This is a genomic window from Ihubacter massiliensis (genome assembly GCF_024125305.1).
Taxonomy (GTDB): Bacteria; Bacillota; Clostridia; order Peptostreptococcales; family Anaerovoracaceae; genus Hominibacterium; species Hominibacterium faecale.
Genome location: NZ_JAMXVH010000001.1, coordinates 2,138,639 through 2,158,311, shown reverse-complemented (window position 1 = coordinate 2,158,311; position 19,673 = coordinate 2,138,639). Strand labels below are relative to the sequence as shown.

Genomic DNA, 19,673 nt, shown 5'->3' with positions numbered 1-19,673 from the left:
TATCAGCTATACTTTTTATCATTTCGGCGCCCCCCCTTACAGATCTTCATACTTATCAAGAATGTCGTCTACATCGTCTGGCACCAGTTTGCCGTAAACTTCATCATTGATCGTAACTACTGGGGCAAGACCGCAGGCACCAATACATCTGCAGGCGTCCAGAGAAAATTTCTGGTCATCTGTGCATTCGCCCACATCGATGGACAATCTGGTCCTGAACTTATCTAAAATCTCATTTGCTCCCTTAACGTAGCAGGCTGTACCCATGCATACGTTGATCCGATATTTTCCTTTCGGATTAATCGAGAACTGTGTGTAAAAGCTTACAACCCCATACACTTCAGCCAGAGGGATGTCCAGCTGGTTTGCGATTTCACGCTGCACTTCCAAAGGAAGATACCCGTAAATTTCCTGAGCTTCGTGCAGTACTGGGATCAGCGCGCCCCGCGTGTCCTTGTACTTGGCAATGATCTTTTGAAGCTCTTTTGCCTTTTCCTGTGATTCAGCACATCCTGTGCATTTGTCAGTCATCGGAAACTCCTTTCATTCATCAATAAAACAGGTGAGTGTTGCGTAAATTAATAAATATATTCTGAATATATTTATAACTTCTCGTTAAAACCATAACATGCCATTCGGCGGCAAGTCAATGCTAATCGTTGTACGAAATTAAAAACAGCAAGATTGTACATTAGAGTTGTCAAAAATCAACGCTTGTAACTAATTCCATAGGATAAAAAATAACTAGTTTGCGAAATTGGGTTTGGGCAGGGGCGTGAAAGGGGGAGCGGGGATGGGGACTTTTCTGATTTGTTAACAATGTTTTTTTTTGAGGGGAAACCCAGGGAAGGCGGGCAGGCTGGAGCCTGATGGGAGGAAGCTGCCTGGAAAAGCGAAGGGTTCGCTCAACTGAGGCGGATTTTCGCCTGCGCGGCGCCTGATCGGTGCTCCGCTAATGTCTGGATGGCCGCTGCCAGTTTTGAGGAAATGGGGCTCTTTGGGTAAAAACTGAAAAATAAATCTAAAATTTACGCGGTTTTCAACGATTGAGCCGTCTGGGATTCGACTTGAAGCGGGAATCTCTGATTTTTGCTGAAACCAGGTCCAGCGAGCCCATAACTTCGCGTAAAAAATAAAAAATTTTAAACAAGTTTTCCGGGCATCGACCTCCGGGGCCCCGCTGCTCCGGCCAGAATCAAACAGGAAAAGAGACCGGATACAATCCGGTCTCTTGAAGGGTTGCGCCAGAGGCGCCATATTGTATGATTTGCGAGGCGAATTGGCTTAGTCCTCGTAATTCTTTCTCGGGGTGTAGTGAGTGTGGAGCAGTCTGTGGGATTGCTTTCCGCCAGCCATGCCCAGGTATTCCTTATATAGTTTTTTGACAGCCGGGTTGTTGTGGGATTTACGGATAAACATCTTGCGGTCCTCCTGGTACAAGGATTTTGCACGTTCCGCCTTAATGTCCACCCAGTTGCGCACATCCGACAGCTGCAGAGGCTGGCCGCCGCCGTTGATGCAGCCGCCGGGACAAGCCATGATTTCGATAAAATGGAAGGTTTCTCCGCTGCGGATGGCTTCCATCAGTTTTCTGGCATTGCCCAGACCGTGGGCCACAGCAGCACGGACTTCCAGATCAGCGATCTGAACCTTGGCAATCTTGATGCCTTCCAGACCGCGGACTTCTTCGTACTCAATGTTGTCGGCAGAAGTTCCTGTGAGCAGATCGGAAACTGTTCTCAGGGCAGCTTCCATAACGCCGCCGGTGGTTCCGAAGATAACGCCGGCTCCGGTGGCTTCTCCAAACGGATTGTCAAAGTCGCTGTCTCCCAGATCCGGGAAGTCGATACCTACGTCGTAAATCATTTTGCCCAGCTCCCTGGTGGTCAGCACCACATCGACATCCGCGCGTCCGTCAACCTGCATTTCCGGTCTGGCAGCTTCGAACTTTTTCGCTGTGCAGGGCATAACGGAAACAACGAAAATGTCATCCGGGTTAATGCCTTCTTTTTCTGCGTAATAACTTTTGAGAACCGCCCCGAACATTTGATGAGGCGATTTGCAGCTGGACACATTGCCCAGCATATCCGGGAAGTTGTGTTCGCAGAACTTAATCCAGCCCGGCGAGCAGGAGGTGATCAGCGGCAGCTTGCCGCCTCCGCGGATGCGGTCGATCAGTTCGGCCCCTTCCTCCATGATGGTCAGATCGGCAGCCGTATCAGTATCAAAGACTTTATCAAAGCCCAGCATGCGCAGAGCAGTGACCATTTTTCCGGTGACCGACTCGCCAATGTTCATGTTGAACTCTTCGCCCAGAGCAACCCGAACGGCGGGTGCTGTCTGCACAACAACGTGTTTCTTGGGATCGTTGAGCGCTTCCCATACCCGGTCCGTATCTCCCTTTTCGTGGAGGGCGGCCACCGGGCAGACGTTGATGCACTGGCCGCAGTTGGTGCATGGCGTATCTTCCAGTTTCATGCCGAAAGGCGAACCGATTACCGTATCAAAACCGCGGTTCATGGTGTCGATTACGCCTACGGTCTGGATATTCTTGCAGGCACCGATGCATCTTCTGCAGAGGATACATTTATTAGGGTCGCGGACGATGGAAACACCGATGTCCAGAGGCAGACGCTTGCGGTCGCCCTCAAAGCGGACGTTTTCCACCGAAAGTTTGTTGGCCAGGGTCTGCAGTTCACAGTCCATCCAGCTTCTGGTGCAGGTCTGGCACATGGCATCGTGGTTGGAAAGGATCAGCTCCAGGTTGACCTTTCTCGCTTCCATGACCTTGGGCGTATGGGTAAAAACTTCCATGCCTTCTCTGACCGGGTGCACGCAGGCGGCCTGCAGGGCTTTGGACCCTTTGACTTCCACAACGCACATGCGGCAGCAGCCGATTTCATTAATATCCTTCAGAAAGCACAGGGTAGGGATGGTAATGTTTACTTCCTTTGCGGCCTGCAGGATCGTATAGTTCTCCGGCACATACAGCCGGATTCCGTCTATTGTAATATGAACTTTGTTCATTTGCTCCTCCTTTACGCGTTCTTAAGTATTGCCTTGAACGGGCATTTTTCCATACAGACACCGCACTTGACGCATTTATCCTGATCAATAGCAAACGGCGTGTTCTTGTCCCCCGAAATACACTCGGCCGGGCATCCTTTCTTACAGATGCCGCAGCGCTTACATACGTCGGTATCGATTTTGTATTTGATCATGGATACGCAGACGCCGGCCGGACACTTCTTATCTACAACGTGAGCCACATATTCATCTCTGAAATATTTTAATGTGGAAAGCACTGGATTGGGAGCGCTCTGGCCCAGTCCGCACAGAGCGGATGCTTTAATGTTTCTGGCCAGAACCTCCAGCTTATCCAGATCTTCCAGGGTCCCTTTTCCTTCCGTGATCCGCACGAGGATCTCATGCATACGCTTTGTTCCGATCCGGCATGGCGGACATTTTCCGCAGGATTCATCTACCGTAAAGTCGAGAAAGAATCTAGCCAGGTCTACCATGCAGGTGTGCTCGTCCATGACGATCAAACCGCCGGATCCCATCATCGATCCCAGATTGGTAAGTGAATCATAATCGATGGGAACATCCAAGTGTTCTGCCGGCAGACAGCCGCCGGAAGGCCCGCCTGTCTGAGCGGCTTTGAAGGTACCGCCGTCGGGAATTCCGCCGCCGATATCGTAAACGATCTGGCGAAGTGTGGTTCCCATGGGAACCTCTACCAGACCAATATTATTGATTTTGCCGCCGAGGGCAAAAACCTTGGTGCCTTTGGATTTTTCTGTTCCGATGCCATTGAACCAGTCCGCGCCCTTGCGGATGATTTGCGGTATGTTGGCATAGGTTTCCACGTTATTGAGAACGGTCGGCTTTTTCCATAAGCCCTTTTCCGCTGATCTGGGGGGTTTGGGACGAGGTTCGCCCCGCCTGCCTTCAATGGAAGTCATGAGAGCGCTTCCTTCGCCGCATACGAAAGCTCCTGCTCCCAGCCGGACTTCCAGGTTAAAGTTGAATCCTTTTCCGAGGATGTTGTTGCCCAGGAATCCGTATTCTTCCGCCTGTTTAATGGCAACGCCCAGGCGTTTTACTGCTACTGGATACTCGGCGCGCACGTAGATGTATCCCTGGTTAGCGCCCACCGCATAGCCGTTGATAATCATTGCTTCGATAACGGAATGGGGATCTCCCTCCAGGATGGAGCGGTCCATGAATGCGCCTGGATCGCCTTCGTCCGCATTGCAGATTACATATTTTTCGTGTTCGTGAACGACTGCTGAAGATTCCCATTTGCGTCCGGTAGGAAAGCCGCCGCCGCCTCGGCCGCGCAGACCGGACTTTTTGATTTCGTCGATAACTTCGTCCGGCTCGTATTCGTTTAACACCTTGGCGAGGGCCTGATAGCCGTCCAAGGCGATGTATTCATCAATCTTTTCCGGGTCGATGATTCCGCAATTATTGAGGGCGATACGTTTCTGCATGGCAAAGAAGGGAATTTGCGGAAGGCGATCCTCAATCTCTTCGTATTCCTTTTCGCCGGCCAGCAGTCTCGTTACAAGTTTGCCTTCTTTGATGTGGCTTTCGAAGATTTCGGGTACATCTTCCGGCGTAACTTTTGTGTACATGACGTGTTCCGGGCAGATCATCATGATCGGTCCTTCGGCGCAGAGACCGAAACAGCCAGTCTTAATGACCTTTACATCAGCGCCCAGATTATTTTTTTTGATTTCGTCTTCGATGGCTGCGGCTACCTTCAGGGAACCGGAAGATGCGCATCCGGCAACGCCGCAGACCAGAATATGTATTTTGCCGCCTTCAGGAGACGGATTTTCCGTGCGGTCCAGGCGTACAGTGAGTTGGCCTAGGGCACGGTCTTTTAAAGCATTTAGTTCTTCAATGTTTCTAATCATGATCGTTTCTCCTTTTGCAATCCGTTATTTATCTTCGTATTTGTCAAGAATATCGTCTACATCGTCGGCCGTGAGTTTGCCGTAGACTTCATCGTTGATTGTAACAACGGGTGCCAGTCCGCATGCACCGATGCAGCGGCATGCATCCAGAGAAAACTTCTGATCGTCGGTACAGTCTCCGACGTCTATGGAAAGCCTTGTTTTGAATTTGTCCAGAATTTCGTTGGCGCCTTTTACGTAGCAAGCTGTTCCCATGCAGACATTAATCCGGAACTTCCCTTTGGGATTGATGGAAAACTGGGTGTAAAAGCTGACGACTCCATAGACCTCTGCCAAAGGTATGTCAAGTCCCAGCGAAATCTCTCGCTGCACATCCAGAGGCAGGTAGCCGTAGACTTCCTGGGCCTCATGAAGAACAGGGATCAGTGCTCCGCGGGTGTCCTTGTACTTGGCAATGATCTTTTTGAGCTCAGCCGCCTTTTCTGTTGCTTCGGCACAGCCGGCGCAATTTGTGGTCATGATAAAGTGCTCCTTTCAACATAAATAAAGCATAAATAAAACATAAAACCGAGGTGAGTGCGCATATTTCATTTTGTCTCTCGTCTAAAATATGCATAAAATGTATTGACATTAAGAAATTTTATCATATTTGATACGTTTCTGTCAATAAAAGAAGATACTGTATACAAAATTTGGGGGGATTTGTCGAGCTGTGGGGTCAAATGGGCGGCGCCGCGAGTTGGCTTGACTGGCGCGGAATTGGCGGGGAGATGCAAAACAGGGTTGATTATCGTGATCGTGCTTTTCTGGTGCTGTTTGGGGGTAATTTAGAGCCTTTTTCGCCGCCAATCCGCATAAAACCAAGGTGAAATTATCGCTGATGGAACTTTTTTTCGTTTCTGACGATTAAAAAACATCGCAATGAAGGCCCAGAAGGAGGCCTCGGCGACGATTGGCGGGATTGGCCGCCGGCAGAGGATCGGTAAGCTGGGAGGCAGCCGGCTGGCTGCGGGATGGGGAAGTGAACTGTTCGCTCAACAGAGGAGAGTTGTTTGCTTTCGTTGGGAAGAAGCAGAAACGCGGGAATGGGGCGGGTTGCGAAAAAAAGAACAAAATAACGGGGAATTTACGCAGTTTTCAAGGGATGCGGCCGCTTACAATGGGCTTTTAACAGCCAGATGGGCTTTTTCTCCATCACAGGCCCGGCAAGTCCACAACTTTGCGTAAAAAAGAAAAGTTTTTATAAAAAATTTCCGGGGAGTTGGAAGCAATTCGGCTTCAACTCCCCGGGCAAGCACACTAACATCTAAAGATGAATCATCCCTTGCGCAAGAATCTTTGCGCGGCCGCCGACTCGGATCAGGCGGTCGTCCTGCGGATCGACACAAGCCCGAATCTTGGAAGGTCGCTTTATGGCTTCACCCTGAATAAAGGTGCAGCTCTGGCCTCTCGTGATCAGTTGGTGAGTGTACAGATAATGGGTCAGAGCACCGCTTGCAGTACCGGTTGCAGCTTCTTCATCAATGCCGAAAAGCGGCGCAAAATTTCTGCAATGAGCAGTAACTTCGGAGCTGCATCCGTCCAAAGCAAAAGCGTGAACACCCGTGACCTGATAGTTTTGCGACAGCTTGATCAGAGCCGGGAAATTCGGCTGCATGCCGTTCAGAGTGCTGCGATCCTTTACCGGCAGTATAATATCGGGAAGCCCAGTGGAGATGATTTGTGGCAGCAGGACTGCATCAATGCTTTCCAGCGAAGCGACCTGTACAGGCCAGGTAAGCCCCATCGTTGAGTAAAGTTCCTCCAGCTCCCCAGGCGCTTGTATCTTTCCCAGGCATTGGGGCGCACCCATTTCCATCATGACCAGCCCTTGATCAAGCTTGATCCGCAAGTCGCCGGCCAAAGTTCTGGCCGTGCAAATCTGCGCATTGAATCCGGTCAGCCCGGCAGCTGCCAGCGCAGCAAAAGAAGCGATGGTAGCATGACCGCACAATTCCACCTCTGCGACAGGAGTGAAGTAACGGAGCTGAAACTGGTCCGGGACCAGCGGCTTAATGAAAGCCGTTTCCGAATAACGCAGCTCTGCCGCTGTTTTTTGCATAATCGAATCGCTGGGGAATTCACAGCCTTCCTCCAGAATGACCACGCCGGCCGGATTGCCGCCGAACAGCTCCTCGGTAAAAGCATCTACAATGTAAAATTTCATAGGAACAAACCTCCCACGCGAAAGATTATGAAGGACACAATCCAGGCCACAGCGCACTGGAAACAAACGACGCCAATCGCATAGCGCCAGCCGCCCATTTCTCTGCGGATGGTTGCCAGAGTCGCAACGCAGGGCATGTACAGCAGGCAGAAAACCAAAAAGGCGAAGGCGGATAAGGGCGTAAATACCTGCGTCAGCATGGCTGTGAGGTTCGCCCCTTCCGAAGCCCCGGTGAGAACAGCCAGGGTACTGACGACCGCTTCCTTGGCAGACATTCCGGTAATCAAAGCCGTGGCCGCGCGCCAGTCGCCGAAACCCAGCGGCGCGAAGATGGGAGCCGCCGCCTTGCCGATGTCCGCCAGAATGCTGGTGTCGCTGCTTTCCACCATGTTAAAACCGGTGTCAAAGCTTTGGAGAAACCAGATTACAATGGTGGCGATAAAAATGACGGTAAAGGCTTTCTTGATAAACCCTTTCACATTTTCCCACATGCGCAGGGCCACGCTTTTCATGGCAGGAATCCGATAAGGCGGAAGCACCAGCACGAACGGTACCGGATCGCCTTGAAAAATCGTTCCTTTAAAAGACAGAGCGCAGACGATGGCGACGATGATCCCTGTCACGTACAAGCCGATCATGACCAGCGCTTTGTGATCGGTAAAGAAAGCGGCTGTAAACATGGCGTAAATGGGCAGCTTTGCGCTGCAGGACATGAAGGGGATCAAAGCCATGGTCAGACTGCGGTCCCGCTTGCTGGGCAAAGACCTGGTAGCCATGATCGCCGGTACAGAACAGCCGAACCCGATGAGCATGGGTACGATGGAGCGTCCCGACAGCCCCATCTTGCGCAGCAGTTTGTCCATTACAAAGGCGACCCGGGGCATGTATCCGCTGTCCTCCAGAATGGACAGAAAGAAAAACAGCACAGCGATGATGGGCAGGAAGGACAGGACGCTGCCCACCCCGGCGCAAATTCCATCGATCACCAGGGAGTGAAACGCCGGATTGACCCCGGCGCTCAAAAGTCCATAGCTGATAACGCCCACGCACTTATCGATCCCGGCCGAAAGCCAGTCACTGAGCCAGGTTCCAAGGGAGCCGAATGTAAAATAAAAGACTAATAGCATGATGCACAGAAAGATGGGGATGGCGAAAATCCGATGGGTGAGAACCCTGTCCATGCGGACGGATCGCGCATGCTCCTTCGTGCTCTGCACCGGCCGGCTCAGTACTTTTTTGCACAGCTTTTCGATAAATGCGTAGCGCATATCGGCCATTGCCGCTTCCCGATCTGTGCCCAGATGATTCTGCATATCTTCAATGAGGTGGTCGATGATGTCCAGCTCCGGATCTCCCAGCTGGAGTGCTTTCAGCGTGGGAGCATCGCCCTCGACGATCTTGGTGCAGCAAAACCTTAAAGGGAGCTGAGCTTTTTCCGCATCCGCTGCAATCAAATGGCTGACGGTGTGAATCGCGGTATGAACGTGCCCGGAGCAAAAGTCGATCTTTTGCGGCACATGATGCTCTTTGGCAGCTTCCAGGGCGTAATGAATCAGGTCGTGGGTGCCCCGGTTACGGATGGCAGAGATGGGAATGACCGGAATGGTCAACTGCTGTGAAAGTCTTTGCAAGTCGATATCAATTTTGTTATTTTCCATTTCATCCATCATATTGAGAGCCAGTACCATAGGCAGCTCCAGCTCCATCAGCTGGAGGGTCAGGTAGAGGTTGCGCTCAAAGCTGGCTGCGTCGATTACGTTGACGATTACATCCGGCTTTCCCTGAAGCAAAATTTCTCTGGTTGCTACATCATCGATGGAATATGCGGAAAGGGAATAGGTACCCGGAAGCTCAATCAGGTTTACATCTTTGTGGCCCTTAACGGGACCTTCTTTGGTTTTGTTCTCCGGCGTGGAAAAATGACCTGCGTGAACTGCGCCGCCGGTCATTTGGTTGAAAAGGGTGGTCAGCCCGCAGCCGGGGTTTCCGATGAGTGCAATGTCAATTGCCATTATTGCACCTCTGCCACTTCGATCCGTGCGGCTTCTTCCCTGCGTAGAGTCAATTCATAGCCTCTTAAAAATATTTCTATGGGATCGCCCAGCGGAGCGACTTTTCGTACCAATACGATCGTTTTGGGGGTAAGCCCCAGATCGAGCAGGCGTCTTCTGAGCGCGCCTTCGCCTCCAACAGAGACGATATAGCCTTTTTTTCCAGGCTCAAGTTTGTCCAATGTCATGTGTGTTTTATTCCTTTACTCGTTTGTAGTAAATTTATGCTAACACTATAATGAATATGTGTGCAAAAGTCAATGCAGAGGCTTCTTTTTATAATACAGGAAATATCAGTTGCTACATCCAAAGCCTTTTCCATAAAACCTTCATTCCCCAGGACCTGGTCACAGGCAGGGACATATCGGCGCTTTGTTTGCGACAAAAATGGTAGTATATTACATTTATTAATTGACAAAATATGGAAATGATGTTAAAGTAAAAATATACCAATTCAGAAAGGGGGGCTTACATATCGCACTCAATTTAAAAAACGATCTTTTGTTCAAAGCCGTCTATGGCCGGGAAGATGAGGAATGCAAACAGGCGTTGATTGCCGTGCTCAATCTCATTCTGGACCGGAAAGACAATCCCATTACGGCGATCATCTACAAGAATCCTTTCAATGTTCGGGAAAACGAAACGCAAAAAGAATCCATCCTGGACATTAAAGCAGAAACGGAGCAGGGTGAACTCCTGGATCTGGAAATTCATCTTCTCTACGATGCGGACTTTATTCACCGTAACATCTATTATCATGGCGGAATGATCACCCAGGCATTGGAATCGGGCGAGAGTATGTTAAGATAAAGAAAACCATCAGTATCTTTATCGTGGATTTTTGCCTGTTTCCGCAGACGGACCAGTATGCCAGCAAGTTTCTTTTCAAAGAAGAGCGGGAGAACTTTGTGTTGACGGAGCTGGTGGAACTGCATTATTTGGAGCTGCCCAAAGTCAACCCAGGCCGGAAGAAAACGGCGGGCGAGCTGACGAAGCTGGAGCGTTATCTGGAATACCTGCGCTGCGCAGGAGATGCGGCTTGCCGGGAGTATCTGGAGGATCTGCGAAGTCAGGGAGGAAAGGAGATTGCCATGACGGAAAAACTATTGCGAAAGGCCACGGCCGACGAGATCGTCCGTGAGCAGGCGATTGCGAGGGACAAATTCCGCTTACAGCAGCACTGCCGTGAAGTACAGTTAAAGAAAGGCCTGGCTCAGGCGTTTGAGGATGGACAGAAGGAAGGACTTGCCCAGGGAATCTCGCAAGGGATCTCAGAAGGAATATCACAAGGAATATCACAGGGAATCTTGCAAGGGATTTCACAGGAAAGGAAGAAGGTCAGAAAGAGCTGGTGCGGAATCTGGCTGCCAGCGGCATGGAAAGACAGCAAATCGCCAGGATGGCAAAGCTATCTCTGGAAACGGTCGAAGCCTGGTTAAAAGGCTGATCAAATCTGCCGCCGGGTGGGACCGGCATCATTTGGGCAGACCAAGATTCTTCGATGAGGAAGTAAAATACAAAGTTTAAAAGTACCCACTTTTAAGCAAGCAGCACGGCAAAGCCGCCGAAGCTGGTTGCTTTTTTTAATACGTAGGAAATAGGCAGCGATATTTCCGGATTATCAATGAAGCCTACTTCTTCTAAGAATCGGCGAAACCGACTTTATTATAGTCTGGGAGATATCGAATGCGTAGCATTTCCTAGGCTTTAAAAAAGGTTGCCTTGTGAAAGTGAGCGCAAAGCGCGAATAACGTTTCCGAATATGAAAGCAGGCCCGGAAAAACCATTTGCTGACAAAGTGGCCGGATGGAATAAATATATTGTATACCTATATATGTACTTTCTTTTTGACCGCAATTGATTATAATGAGGTAACACGAAAATTTTCAGGAGGGTAATATTATGAAAGAGTATAAAATATCGCATTTAATAAAGTCAGAGGACCTGAACCACCACGGTACGCTGTTTGCTGGGAGGACGGCGGAATGGCTGGTTGAAGCGGCCTTTATCGCAGCAGCGGCCACTCACGGCCGGCCGCAGGATGTTCTGTGCGTCAATGTACATGGGTTTACCTTTAAAAAGCCGGTTCAAAAGGGGGATATCCTCACCATCCACAGTCGGATCGTAAAGACTGGAAACACAAGCCTGATGGTTCATGTGAAGGCGTTGTGCGAGATCGACTCAGGACAGAATGTAGAAGGGTTCGTGACCTTTGTGTGTGTAGAACCGGATACTAAGAAAAAACGGCTCCATGGCATTGTTTTGGATGAGCCGGAAAATGAGGAAGAGGCGGCTTTGAGGGAGCGGGCGCTAAAGGTGAAGTAGGTGATTTAGAAAAAGGGCAGTTTTTACGGAAAACGGGTTGCATGGTAACATTTAGTTCCATGTAACCTTTTTTTGTGGTTCAACGTTATAATGTAATGAATAGACTTAAATATGTAACAGTTGGACAGGTATAGCTGCTCAACCGTTACAGCTGTGCGAGAGATGCGTGTAACTTTTGGCTAATAACGAGCTTCCAACCGCCAGCCCTATGAAAAAAGTGTCGAAGAGTGTTGTAAATTAAATGATGCGGAGTTATAATGACTTGTAACCAAACGGAATACATTATTATTAGTGAGCGGAGAGGGGAGAATTCCAAAATGTTTGAATTAGTAAATAAGAAAAGAAATGACCTGAAGAAGAATAAAAAAGGTTTTACCTTGGTCGAGGTTATTGTAGTGCTGGTTATCCTGGCGATCTTGGCGGCGATTTTGATACCGACCATGATTGGATGGATTAATAAGGCCAATAAGAAAACGGCTATTGTTGAGGCAAGAAGCGTTGAACTGGCGGCGCAGACTATTGTATCTGAGAATTCAAATACACTGTCAGGTGGTGCAATAACGTCGGAAGAGGCTGCAGGAAAAGAAATTATGGCGTTGTCGGAAGTTGAAGGGACGTTGGCAACGAATATCGTAACTGATGCTAAGGGAAAAGTAAAAAGTTTTACTTATATCGATTCAACAAATAAATATAAAGTTACATACAATGGAGATGAAAAAGGGGATAAAAAATTCGTCATAACAGATAATTAAGTCGTATTTTGAAAATAAAGGTTTAAGTCAGTAAAAGCCAAAGGCTGCCGCAACCAGCGATGAAGATCGCCAGGCGGCAGCCTTTTCTGCATGTAGAGGGAATGAGGAAGGCCCCATTGGGGAAGGGGCCGGATTGGAAGTAATGTGGTGGGTTTCTGCCGGAAGGCAGAAACCTGCCTTTAAGGGGAATTCCATATCTACCAGGGCGATACAAAAAGTGAAAAAATATCTGGTTTTTGTATCAAATTTCAAGACGCTCAGGCATTAAAAGTCAGAAAACTTCCGCAGAGGACGAATTTGGCCTGAATTTGCTCTAGTCAGGGGCTGAAACGATTGGTAAAAGATACAAAAAACAATAAATTTTCAATGTTTATAACAAATATGCGCATTCTTCAGGAAGGGGTTAGCTGGACGGTCCCCCTTCCCAAAGGGACCCTGCCAGCCGAATGCTGGCAGGCAAATAGCATAGAGCCTCATAATATGAACGGAAAAATCATGAAAAACAGAAAATGGAACAACAAAGCAAAAGGATTCACATTAGTCGAAGTTATTGTCGTGCTGGTAATCTTGGCGATTTTGGCAGCAATTCTAGTACCAACAATGATCGGATGGATTAAGAAAGCCAATGAAAAGACGGCTATTGCGGAAGCCAGGAATATTTTGATTGCTACTCAGACCATCGCCTCGGAAGCTGCTGGCGACCCCAGTTCTATGATAAAAGGCAGTACTTTTATAATTGATGACGATCGACAATACTTGAGGCCAATCAAGACCGAGATTCTGGAATTGGCGGAGCTCTCGGATAAACGCGATATGGTAGGTGTAATCATGCTGAAAGATTATAAAGTTGACAACTTCACCTACAAAACAGAAGATGTCACCATAACTTACCATGCCCAGGCAGGCGGATCGGGTCAAAATACTTACGAAGCAGGGTTTACCGTAACGCCAAATTAGGATAAAATAAGAAGAACGCAGTTTTTGTCGAACGAACACGATGTACCTGCACTTTCAGAACAGGCAGCAAAAAAGCAAAACGACCAAATTTAAAACGAATGGAAAAGAGGGTTACATGGCGCAACTATACATCGCATACGCAGTCATATACGGATTCGTTCTGATCGCGGGAATCTGCATCGGAAGTTTCCTAAATGTCCTCATATACCGCATACCAGAAAAGCTGAATTTTGCAAAAGGCCGATCCTTTTGCCCGGCCTGCGGACATGAGCTGAAAGCCATCGACCTGGTACCTGTAGTCAGCTTCCTTTTTCTCAGAGGGAAATGCCGTTACTGCGGGAACAAAATATCCTTTCGCTACCCACTCATCGAACTGTTGGGCGGAGCGCTGGCGCTGTGCAGCGTCTGCCGCTTCGGACTTACCTGGCAAGCGGCAGTGGTTTTTGCTTGTTCCTGCATCCTTTTGGTAATTGCCTTCATCGACATCGACACCATGGAAATTCCCAACGGACTGGTGCTGGCCCTGCTGCTTCTGGCCCTGGTCAGTCTGATTTGGTTTCGGAACATCACATGGCTGTCTGCGCTGATTGGAATGGCGGAGATTTCGCTTCCCATGGTGCTGATGAACCTGATCATCAAAGACAGCTTCGGCGGCGGCGACATCAAACTCTGCGCGGCCTGCGGCCTGATGCTGGGATGGCAGCAAATGCTGGCGGCGGCGCTGATCGCCCTGATCACAGGAGGCATCTACGGCGCCTATCTGCTGATCGCAAAGAAAAAAGGAAAAAAGGACCATTTCGCATTCGGCCCTTTTTTAAGCCTTGGAATTATCATAGCATTATTTGCGGGAACCATCCTGATCGACAGCTATTTGAGCATATTTAACCTGGCGTAGTGTCCGGCTGAAACGGGCTGCCTGCTGACCGCACCATTGCATCATCGCAGAGCACGCAGGATCGCTGAGGGAGTGGTTTACCATAATGAAAACGGGCAATAACTGGCATAATTCGTGTAAATTTTGCGGGTTCGCGGGCCCAAAATCTGCGAATTTTGGCATATTGAACGAATTTTGCAAAATCCGGCCCCGCCAGCCTTAAAAATTACACGAATTTGATTAAAAATCATAAAATTCGTGTAAGAAATAGATTCAGCCAGGCCGGGCCGGCCTGTACAAACCGGCCAGTACACGAGCACGAGAGGAGAAAGACTGTGCCTGCATATCAATTTAAAGCAGCAAGACAAAATGGAAAAGCAGTAAAAGGCACCGCGCAGGCGGCGGACCCGGCGGCCCTCAGAGCCGACTTGAGAGAACAGGGGATTTTCCTGATTTCCTGCCAGGAGGCAAAAGACAAGCAGAACGCCAAAAAGATGAAAGCAAAACAACTGGCGGAATTCTGCAGAGAGCTGGGAATGATGATCAGCTCCGGTGTTCCTCTTATCCGGGCCATCAGCATCATGGCGCAGCGCGACGTCAAGCCGCAGATCAAAAAAGTCTATACAGACTTGTACCGGGACTTGCAAAAGGGCATGATGCTGTCGGAAGCCATGGCCGAGCAGGGAAACGTGTTTCCTGATCTTCTGATCAACATGTATAAAGCCAGCGAAAGCACAGGCGGCATGGATGTCACCTCCAAGAAGATGGCAGACCACTTCGAAAAAATGCATAAAATCAACCAGAAAGCCGTATCTGCGGCCGTATACCCCATCATATTGATGTCGGTAACGCTGGTTGTTCTGTTAGTAGTTTTTCTGGCCGTACTGCCGAAATTCTTCGAAATGTACCAGGACATGGATGCGGCTTTACCGGGCATTACCCAGTTCATGCTGGGACTGAGCATGGGAATTCAAAAACACTGGCTGGTCATATTGATCGTAGTGCTGATTTTGATTCTGGTCATTCGCGGAGTTGTAGCGCGGCCCAGGGTCAAAGCGGTGCTGGATAAAAAGAAGCTGGGAATTCCCATCGTTGGAAAGCTCCTGAGGACCATCTATACCTCCCGTTTTGCCAGAACCCTCAGCTCATCCTATTCCAGCGGTATTTCCATGATCAACGCCCTGGAAAACACCAGGGATACGATTGGCAACACCTACATAGCGGGTCAGTTTGACCAGTTAATCAACGATGTGAGGGAAGGCCAGTCCCTATCCGATTCTATCGGAAAAATACAAGGAATTGACAATAAGCTGCCGGCCAGCATCCTCATCGGTGAAGAAACTGGGCGTCTGGACTCCATGCTGGAATCCATTGCCGACACCTTTGATTACGATGCAGAAATTGCCCTTCAGAGGATGACCACCTTGATGGAACCGGCGATGATTATCATAATGGCCATAGTAATCGGCTCGGTCATGATCTCGGTCATGCTGCCGCTGCCCACCTTATACAATGCCATCGGATCGGGAGCTTAAGAGCAAGGCAATCCCAGACTTCAAAATACAACCCCTGGAAATGAGGTAGAACATGGATACAGCGATTTATATTGGAAATGAAAAAATGCAAATGGTATGCGGTGCGAAAAAGAGCGGCTCTCTAGTAATCGACACCTATGCTCAGATCGATTTGCCGGAAGGCGCGGTTCTCAACGGCGTTATCACCAATGAGGAACTCTTTATCATGTCCTTTCGCCAGTTGATGACAGAGCATCCTGACATGCTGGACCGAAAGGTACGGCTGCTCATCGGCGGCGACCAGATTTTAACGAAAGTTTCCATAGCGCCCCGAATCTCAGAAAGACAGCTGCTTGAATGGGTCAAAGGCGAATTTTCCGAATCAGAGATTAGGGAAGACATGCTGTATGACTACCGGATTATTCGGGTTGACCAAGATGGCGACCTGGCACTGATCTGCGCGGCCCAGAAGGAAATGATCGGCTCCTATATCAACATCTTCGAGGAACTGGGCATTGAACTGGAAAGTATCGGCGCCGGACTGGACAGCCAGATCAAGCTGCTCAGCTTTCTGCCGGAAACCAGCCAGGACAGTTTTATCTTCCTGACACTGGACGGCAGCAGCCTTTACGCCAGCATTTACGTGAACGGCGTATTCCGTATTTCCAACTGGACCAGACTGTTCAGCGAGCGGAGCACGCCGGCTGTCAGCGGGGAGATCGAACGCATGGTATCCAACCTGATGCAGTTTTCCCACACAGAAGGATATGCCCAGGAAATCAAAAAAATCTATGTCTGCGGATGCAGGCGGGATGAGATCTTCTTATTTAAAAACATTACAGAACGATTTTCCCTGCCCACCGATCTGCTGAGGGATAAAACGGGGCTGATTGATGCAGGCGAGCAGCGAATCAGGGTCGATGAATATGTATATGCCATCGGAACTTTATTATAGAAAAGCGGAGAACAAGCGAGATGAGGAAAGCGAAAGCGGCAAATGTAAAAAAGCTGAAAAAGAAAGAAATCAATTTTTACGAGCGGTATTATTACGATCCGGAGGCTGAGGCAAAGAAAAAATTCTTTGTAACGGCCATTATTCCGGCGGCCGCCCTGTTGGTTGTCATACTAGGTATTTTCGCGTTCTTTAAAATCAGCGATGCCATTCATAACCACCAAATCAAGGAAATTCAAGAATACCTCAGTTCACCTCAGACGACCCAGAGCTACAATGAGGCTATGGAACTGCAGCAAAAGCGGGATGATCTGGCAAAAGTCAGCGGCTCTATGGAAGGTATTATTTCTACGGTCGAGGGACTTCCCGACATGGATACATCCGTAATTGGCAGGATCAACAGTGCCCTTTCCGGAGCAAAAGTCATTTCTCACACCTACGATTCCGGCGCTGGGACCTTTGTCATTGTTACGCGTACCAGCACGGCAGCCCAGATGCCGGGTCTAGTTAAACGGCTTAAATCCGTAGGCTGTTTTTCAGATGTAGCCTATAAAGGATACGAAGACAGCGATTCCAAGTACGTGGCGACGATCAGCTGCGTGATGTTCAGATAAGGGGGCAGGAATGGGTAAAGAAAAGAAAAAATCCATGGACATCATGGGGCAGCTGGCAAAGCTGACAAAACGGGAGCTGATTTTGATCTACGTGCTGATCATTGTGGTCATCGTGGCCGGCGGCGTTACATTTTTAATCGCTCCGGCAGTGGAGCGGCACGGAGAAGTTTCCGATGAACTGATAGCCATTGAACAGCAAAAGGAAGAGATCGACCAGATGATCGGGCAAAAAGCGTCCCTGCAGGATCAGGTTACCGGGTATAAAAAAAGCATCAGCAAACTGGCAGATCAGTTCAACGAGGTCATGGTCAATGAGGACATCGACAAATTGATTACCGGAATGATCACATCCAGCGGACTTAAGCCCATATCGCTGACCATCGGCAGCGACGAAGAAAACGATAATCAGCAGGATCAAAACACTGAGGGAGAAATCCAGGCGACAAAGGAAGAAAAAGACGCCTTGCTGGACCAGCAGAACACCAACGTGCTTACTGACCAGGATGCCGCTCTGCCTCAGACACAGCCCATCACTTCGGCAAATGATTCCGTCGTTACCACGACCGTGGTCACAGTAAAGGTGAAGGGCAGCATGGGTCAATTCTCGGCCTTGGTGGGCAGAGCTGCCGCCAAAAAAGGCGTAGCTGTGAGGAGCTTTGCACTGACCAACCAGGAAAAAGACGAGACCGCTTCCGCGCTGGCCGAGGTACTTAATGAAACGAAAAAATCAAAGGAATATCCATATACGGCAGAACTGGTATTTGAAGTTTACCAGAGCAGCCAGGTATAACCAGGAAAGCGAGGGCATAGCAGGATGGCAATGAAAAATGTTCGAATTGGAGAAGTCCTGAAAGAACATGGATATATCGACGATCAGCAGCTCGGGCAGGCATTGGAATATCAGCGTCAGAACAAAGGAAAACGGCTGGGCGGCATTCTCATGGAAATGGGCTTTGTGACCGAACAGCAGATGCTGGACGCGCTGGGTCACCGAATGGAACTGCCTGTGGTGGACATATCGGGGAAAACTCTGGATACAGAAGCGGTCAGCCTGATTCCCCGCCAAGTGGCACAGAAGTACAATTTGATCGCAGTGGAGGAGAAAGACAGTATTCTAACCGTTGCCATGAGCGATCCTCTGAACTTTTACGCCGTGGAAGACGTTCGTCAGATTACCCAAAAGACCATTGGCGTAGTTTTAGATGTGAGCGAACATATCAAGGCAGCCATCGACCGCTATTATTCAGAGATCGTCACCAAACAAGCCTTTCAAAAGGTGGACGTGGTGCTGCCGGCCGAAGAACTGGCCCAGCTGGAGCCGACGGGTGATGAGGCTCCCATTGTTCAGGCCCTCAATAACTTGCTGGTCCAGGGCTACCGGATGGGTGCCAGTGATATTCACATCGAACCCTTTAAAAAACATATACAAGTAAGGATGCGTGTGGACGGTGTCATTACGGAAATTGTAAAGCTGGCGCCAGCTCTGCAGTTGCCCCTGATCGCCAGGATCAAAATCCTATCAGGGATGGATATCGCAGAGCGGCGGCTTCCCCAGGACGGCCATTTCCAGATACGGCTGGAGGATATGGAGATTAATACGCGTGTTTCCATTGTCCCTACCGTTTTCGGCGAAAAAGCGGTTATCCGTTTTTTATACACCAATGTGGTGGTCGATCAGGAACAGACGTACGGTATGACAGAAGAAAATTTTGAAAAATTTCAGTCCATGATCGCCAGTCCCCATGGGATCATTTACATAACAGGGCCCACCGGATCGGGAAAGACGACCACGCTTTACATGGTGCTGGAGCAAATAGCGAAGAAAGCGGTCAATGTTTCCACCATTGAAGACCCGGTTGAACGAAATCTGCCCCAAGTCAATCAGATGCAGGTGAACAACACGGCCGGCCTTACCTTCGATGTGGGGCTGAAGGCGCTGCTGCGACAGGACCCGGATGTGATCATGGTCGGTGAGACCAGAGACAGCGAAACCGCATCCATTTCCGTGCGTGCGGCCATCACCGGCCATCAGGTTTTTTCCACCCTCCATACCAACGACGCCATCTCATCCATTGTTCGTCTCAGAGACATGGGAATTCCGTCCTACATGGTGGCCAATTCACTGGTGGGACTGGTAGCGCAGCGTCTGATGCGAAAGGTCTGCCCCCACTGCGGCCAGGCGTATCCGGCATCGCCCGCCGAGCTGAAGGCTCTGGGACTTGACATCGGTGAAACCGCAGCCTTGAAAAAAGGCCAGGGCTGCTCAAAATGCAATCACACTGGTTATATGGGGAGGCGTTCCATCCATGAAATGGTGCTCATCGATAAAACGCTGCGCAAGATGATAACGGAAGAAGTGGAAATGAGCGATATTCGCCATTACTTGAGAAAAGAACAGAATTTCAAAAGTCTCTATGATGCGGCGAGAACCCTGGTTTTGCAGGGAATCACCACCATGGAGGAATTCTATAAGATCGCGTATTACGCAGAAGAGGATGATTAA

General features: G+C 49.3%; 17 protein-coding genes and 1 pseudogene. 11 read left to right on the top strand and 7 right to left on the bottom strand.

The window, feature by feature from the left end; translation table 11 throughout:
• Positions 1–36 precede the first annotated feature (36 nt).
• The 4 genes from nuoE to NIA71_RS09995 all read right to left on the bottom strand — a co-directional run bounded on the left by nuoE (position 37) and on the right by NIA71_RS09995 (position 5,444).
• Entirely contained in the window at positions 37–531 is a 495-nt protein-coding gene (gene nuoE / locus NIA71_RS10010) for an NADH-quinone oxidoreductase subunit NuoE (protein WP_148396930.1), read from the bottom strand.
• A 753-nt stretch (positions 532–1,284) separates the two neighbouring features.
• Positions 1,285–3,027, bottom strand: coding sequence for an NADH-dependent [FeFe] hydrogenase, group A6 (locus NIA71_RS10005; RefSeq protein ID WP_148396929.1), 1,743 nt, complete (start codon positions 3,025–3,027; stop codon positions 1,285–1,287).
• An 11-nt stretch (positions 3,028–3,038) separates the two neighbouring features.
• Positions 3,039–4,925 carry an NADH-quinone oxidoreductase subunit NuoF gene (locus tag NIA71_RS10000; RefSeq protein WP_290445988.1) on the bottom strand — a complete coding sequence of 629 codons (1,887 nt, stop codon included), beginning with the start codon at positions 4,923–4,925 and terminating at the stop codon, positions 3,039–3,041.
• A 24-nt stretch (positions 4,926–4,949) separates the two neighbouring features.
• On the bottom strand, positions 4,950–5,444 hold the full coding sequence (locus NIA71_RS09995; RefSeq protein WP_253020332.1) for a complex I 24 kDa subunit family protein: 495 nt from the start codon (positions 5,442–5,444) through the stop codon (positions 4,950–4,952).
• 402 nt (positions 5,445–5,846) lie between these two features.
• Between NIA71_RS09995 and NIA71_RS09990 the strand changes: the two genes are divergently transcribed.
• A complete protein-coding gene (locus NIA71_RS09990) occupies positions 5,847–6,152 on the top strand; it encodes a hypothetical protein (protein ID WP_148396926.1) in 306 nt (101 codons plus the stop codon).
• A 79-nt stretch (positions 6,153–6,231) separates the two neighbouring features.
• On the opposite strand, the gene NIA71_RS09985 is transcribed toward NIA71_RS09990, so the two are convergent.
• The 3 genes from NIA71_RS09985 to NIA71_RS09975 are packed head-to-tail and all read right to left on the bottom strand — an operon-like array spanning position 6,232 to position 9,370.
• The gene (locus NIA71_RS09985) at positions 6,232–7,131 is read right to left on the bottom strand and encodes a PhzF family phenazine biosynthesis protein (protein ID WP_253020331.1); all 900 of its coding nucleotides are present in this window, start codon (positions 7,129–7,131) and stop codon (positions 6,232–6,234) included.
• Positions 7,128–9,143 carry a ferrous iron transport protein B gene (feoB, locus tag NIA71_RS09980; RefSeq protein WP_253020330.1) on the bottom strand — a complete coding sequence of 672 codons (2,016 nt, stop codon included), beginning with the start codon at positions 9,141–9,143 and terminating at the stop codon, positions 7,128–7,130. Before feoB ends, NIA71_RS09985 begins: the two co-directional genes overlap by 4 nt.
• Positions 9,143–9,370 carry a FeoA family protein gene (locus tag NIA71_RS09975; protein WP_148396923.1) on the bottom strand — a complete coding sequence of 76 codons (228 nt, stop codon included), beginning with the start codon at positions 9,368–9,370 and terminating at the stop codon, positions 9,143–9,145. The genes feoB and NIA71_RS09975 overlap by 1 nt, the downstream gene beginning before the upstream one ends.
• 223 nt (positions 9,371–9,593) lie before the next feature.
• Here NIA71_RS09975 and NIA71_RS20080 point away from each other — a divergent pair.
• From NIA71_RS20080 to NIA71_RS09920, 10 genes and pseudogenes are all read left to right on the top strand, one after another.
• Positions 9,594–10,621, top strand: a pseudogene (locus NIA71_RS20080) (Rpn family recombination-promoting nuclease/putative transposase).
• Positions 10,622–11,084: 463 nt separating this feature from the next.
• Entirely contained in the window at positions 11,085–11,507 is a 423-nt protein-coding gene (locus NIA71_RS09960) for an acyl-CoA thioesterase (protein ID WP_148396921.1), read from the top strand.
• Between the two features lie 317 nt (positions 11,508–11,824).
• Positions 11,825–12,259, top strand: coding sequence for a prepilin-type N-terminal cleavage/methylation domain-containing protein (locus tag NIA71_RS09955; protein WP_253020327.1), 435 nt, complete (start codon positions 11,825–11,827; stop codon positions 12,257–12,259).
• A 480-nt stretch (positions 12,260–12,739) separates the two neighbouring features.
• On the top strand, positions 12,740–13,216 hold the full coding sequence (locus NIA71_RS09950) for a prepilin-type N-terminal cleavage/methylation domain-containing protein (protein ID WP_148396919.1): 477 nt from the start codon (positions 12,740–12,742) through the stop codon (positions 13,214–13,216).
• A 115-nt stretch (positions 13,217–13,331) separates the two neighbouring features.
• Positions 13,332–14,111, top strand: a complete 780-nt coding sequence (locus NIA71_RS09945; RefSeq protein ID WP_227755550.1) for a prepilin peptidase — start codon at positions 13,332–13,334, stop codon at positions 14,109–14,111.
• A 314-nt stretch (positions 14,112–14,425) separates the two neighbouring features.
• On the top strand, positions 14,426–15,625 hold the full coding sequence (locus NIA71_RS09940; RefSeq protein ID WP_253020326.1) for a type II secretion system F family protein: 1,200 nt from the start codon (positions 14,426–14,428) through the stop codon (positions 15,623–15,625).
• Positions 15,626–15,677: 52 nt separating this feature from the next.
• Positions 15,678–16,559: a type IV pilus biogenesis protein PilM gene (pilM, locus tag NIA71_RS09935; RefSeq protein WP_148396916.1), complete on the top strand. Its 882-nt coding sequence runs from the start codon at positions 15,678–15,680 to the stop codon at positions 16,557–16,559.
• 20 nt (positions 16,560–16,579) lie between these two features.
• Positions 16,580–17,170, top strand: a complete 591-nt coding sequence (locus NIA71_RS09930) for a hypothetical protein (RefSeq protein ID WP_148396915.1) — start codon at positions 16,580–16,582, stop codon at positions 17,168–17,170.
• A 10-nt stretch (positions 17,171–17,180) separates the two neighbouring features.
• The gene (locus tag NIA71_RS09925) at positions 17,181–17,960 is read left to right on the top strand and encodes a hypothetical protein (RefSeq protein ID WP_253020325.1); all 780 of its coding nucleotides are present in this window, start codon (positions 17,181–17,183) and stop codon (positions 17,958–17,960) included.
• Between the two features lie 30 nt (positions 17,961–17,990).
• On the top strand, positions 17,991–19,673 hold the full coding sequence (locus tag NIA71_RS09920) for a GspE/PulE family protein (protein ID WP_227755549.1): 1,683 nt from the start codon (positions 17,991–17,993) through the stop codon (positions 19,671–19,673).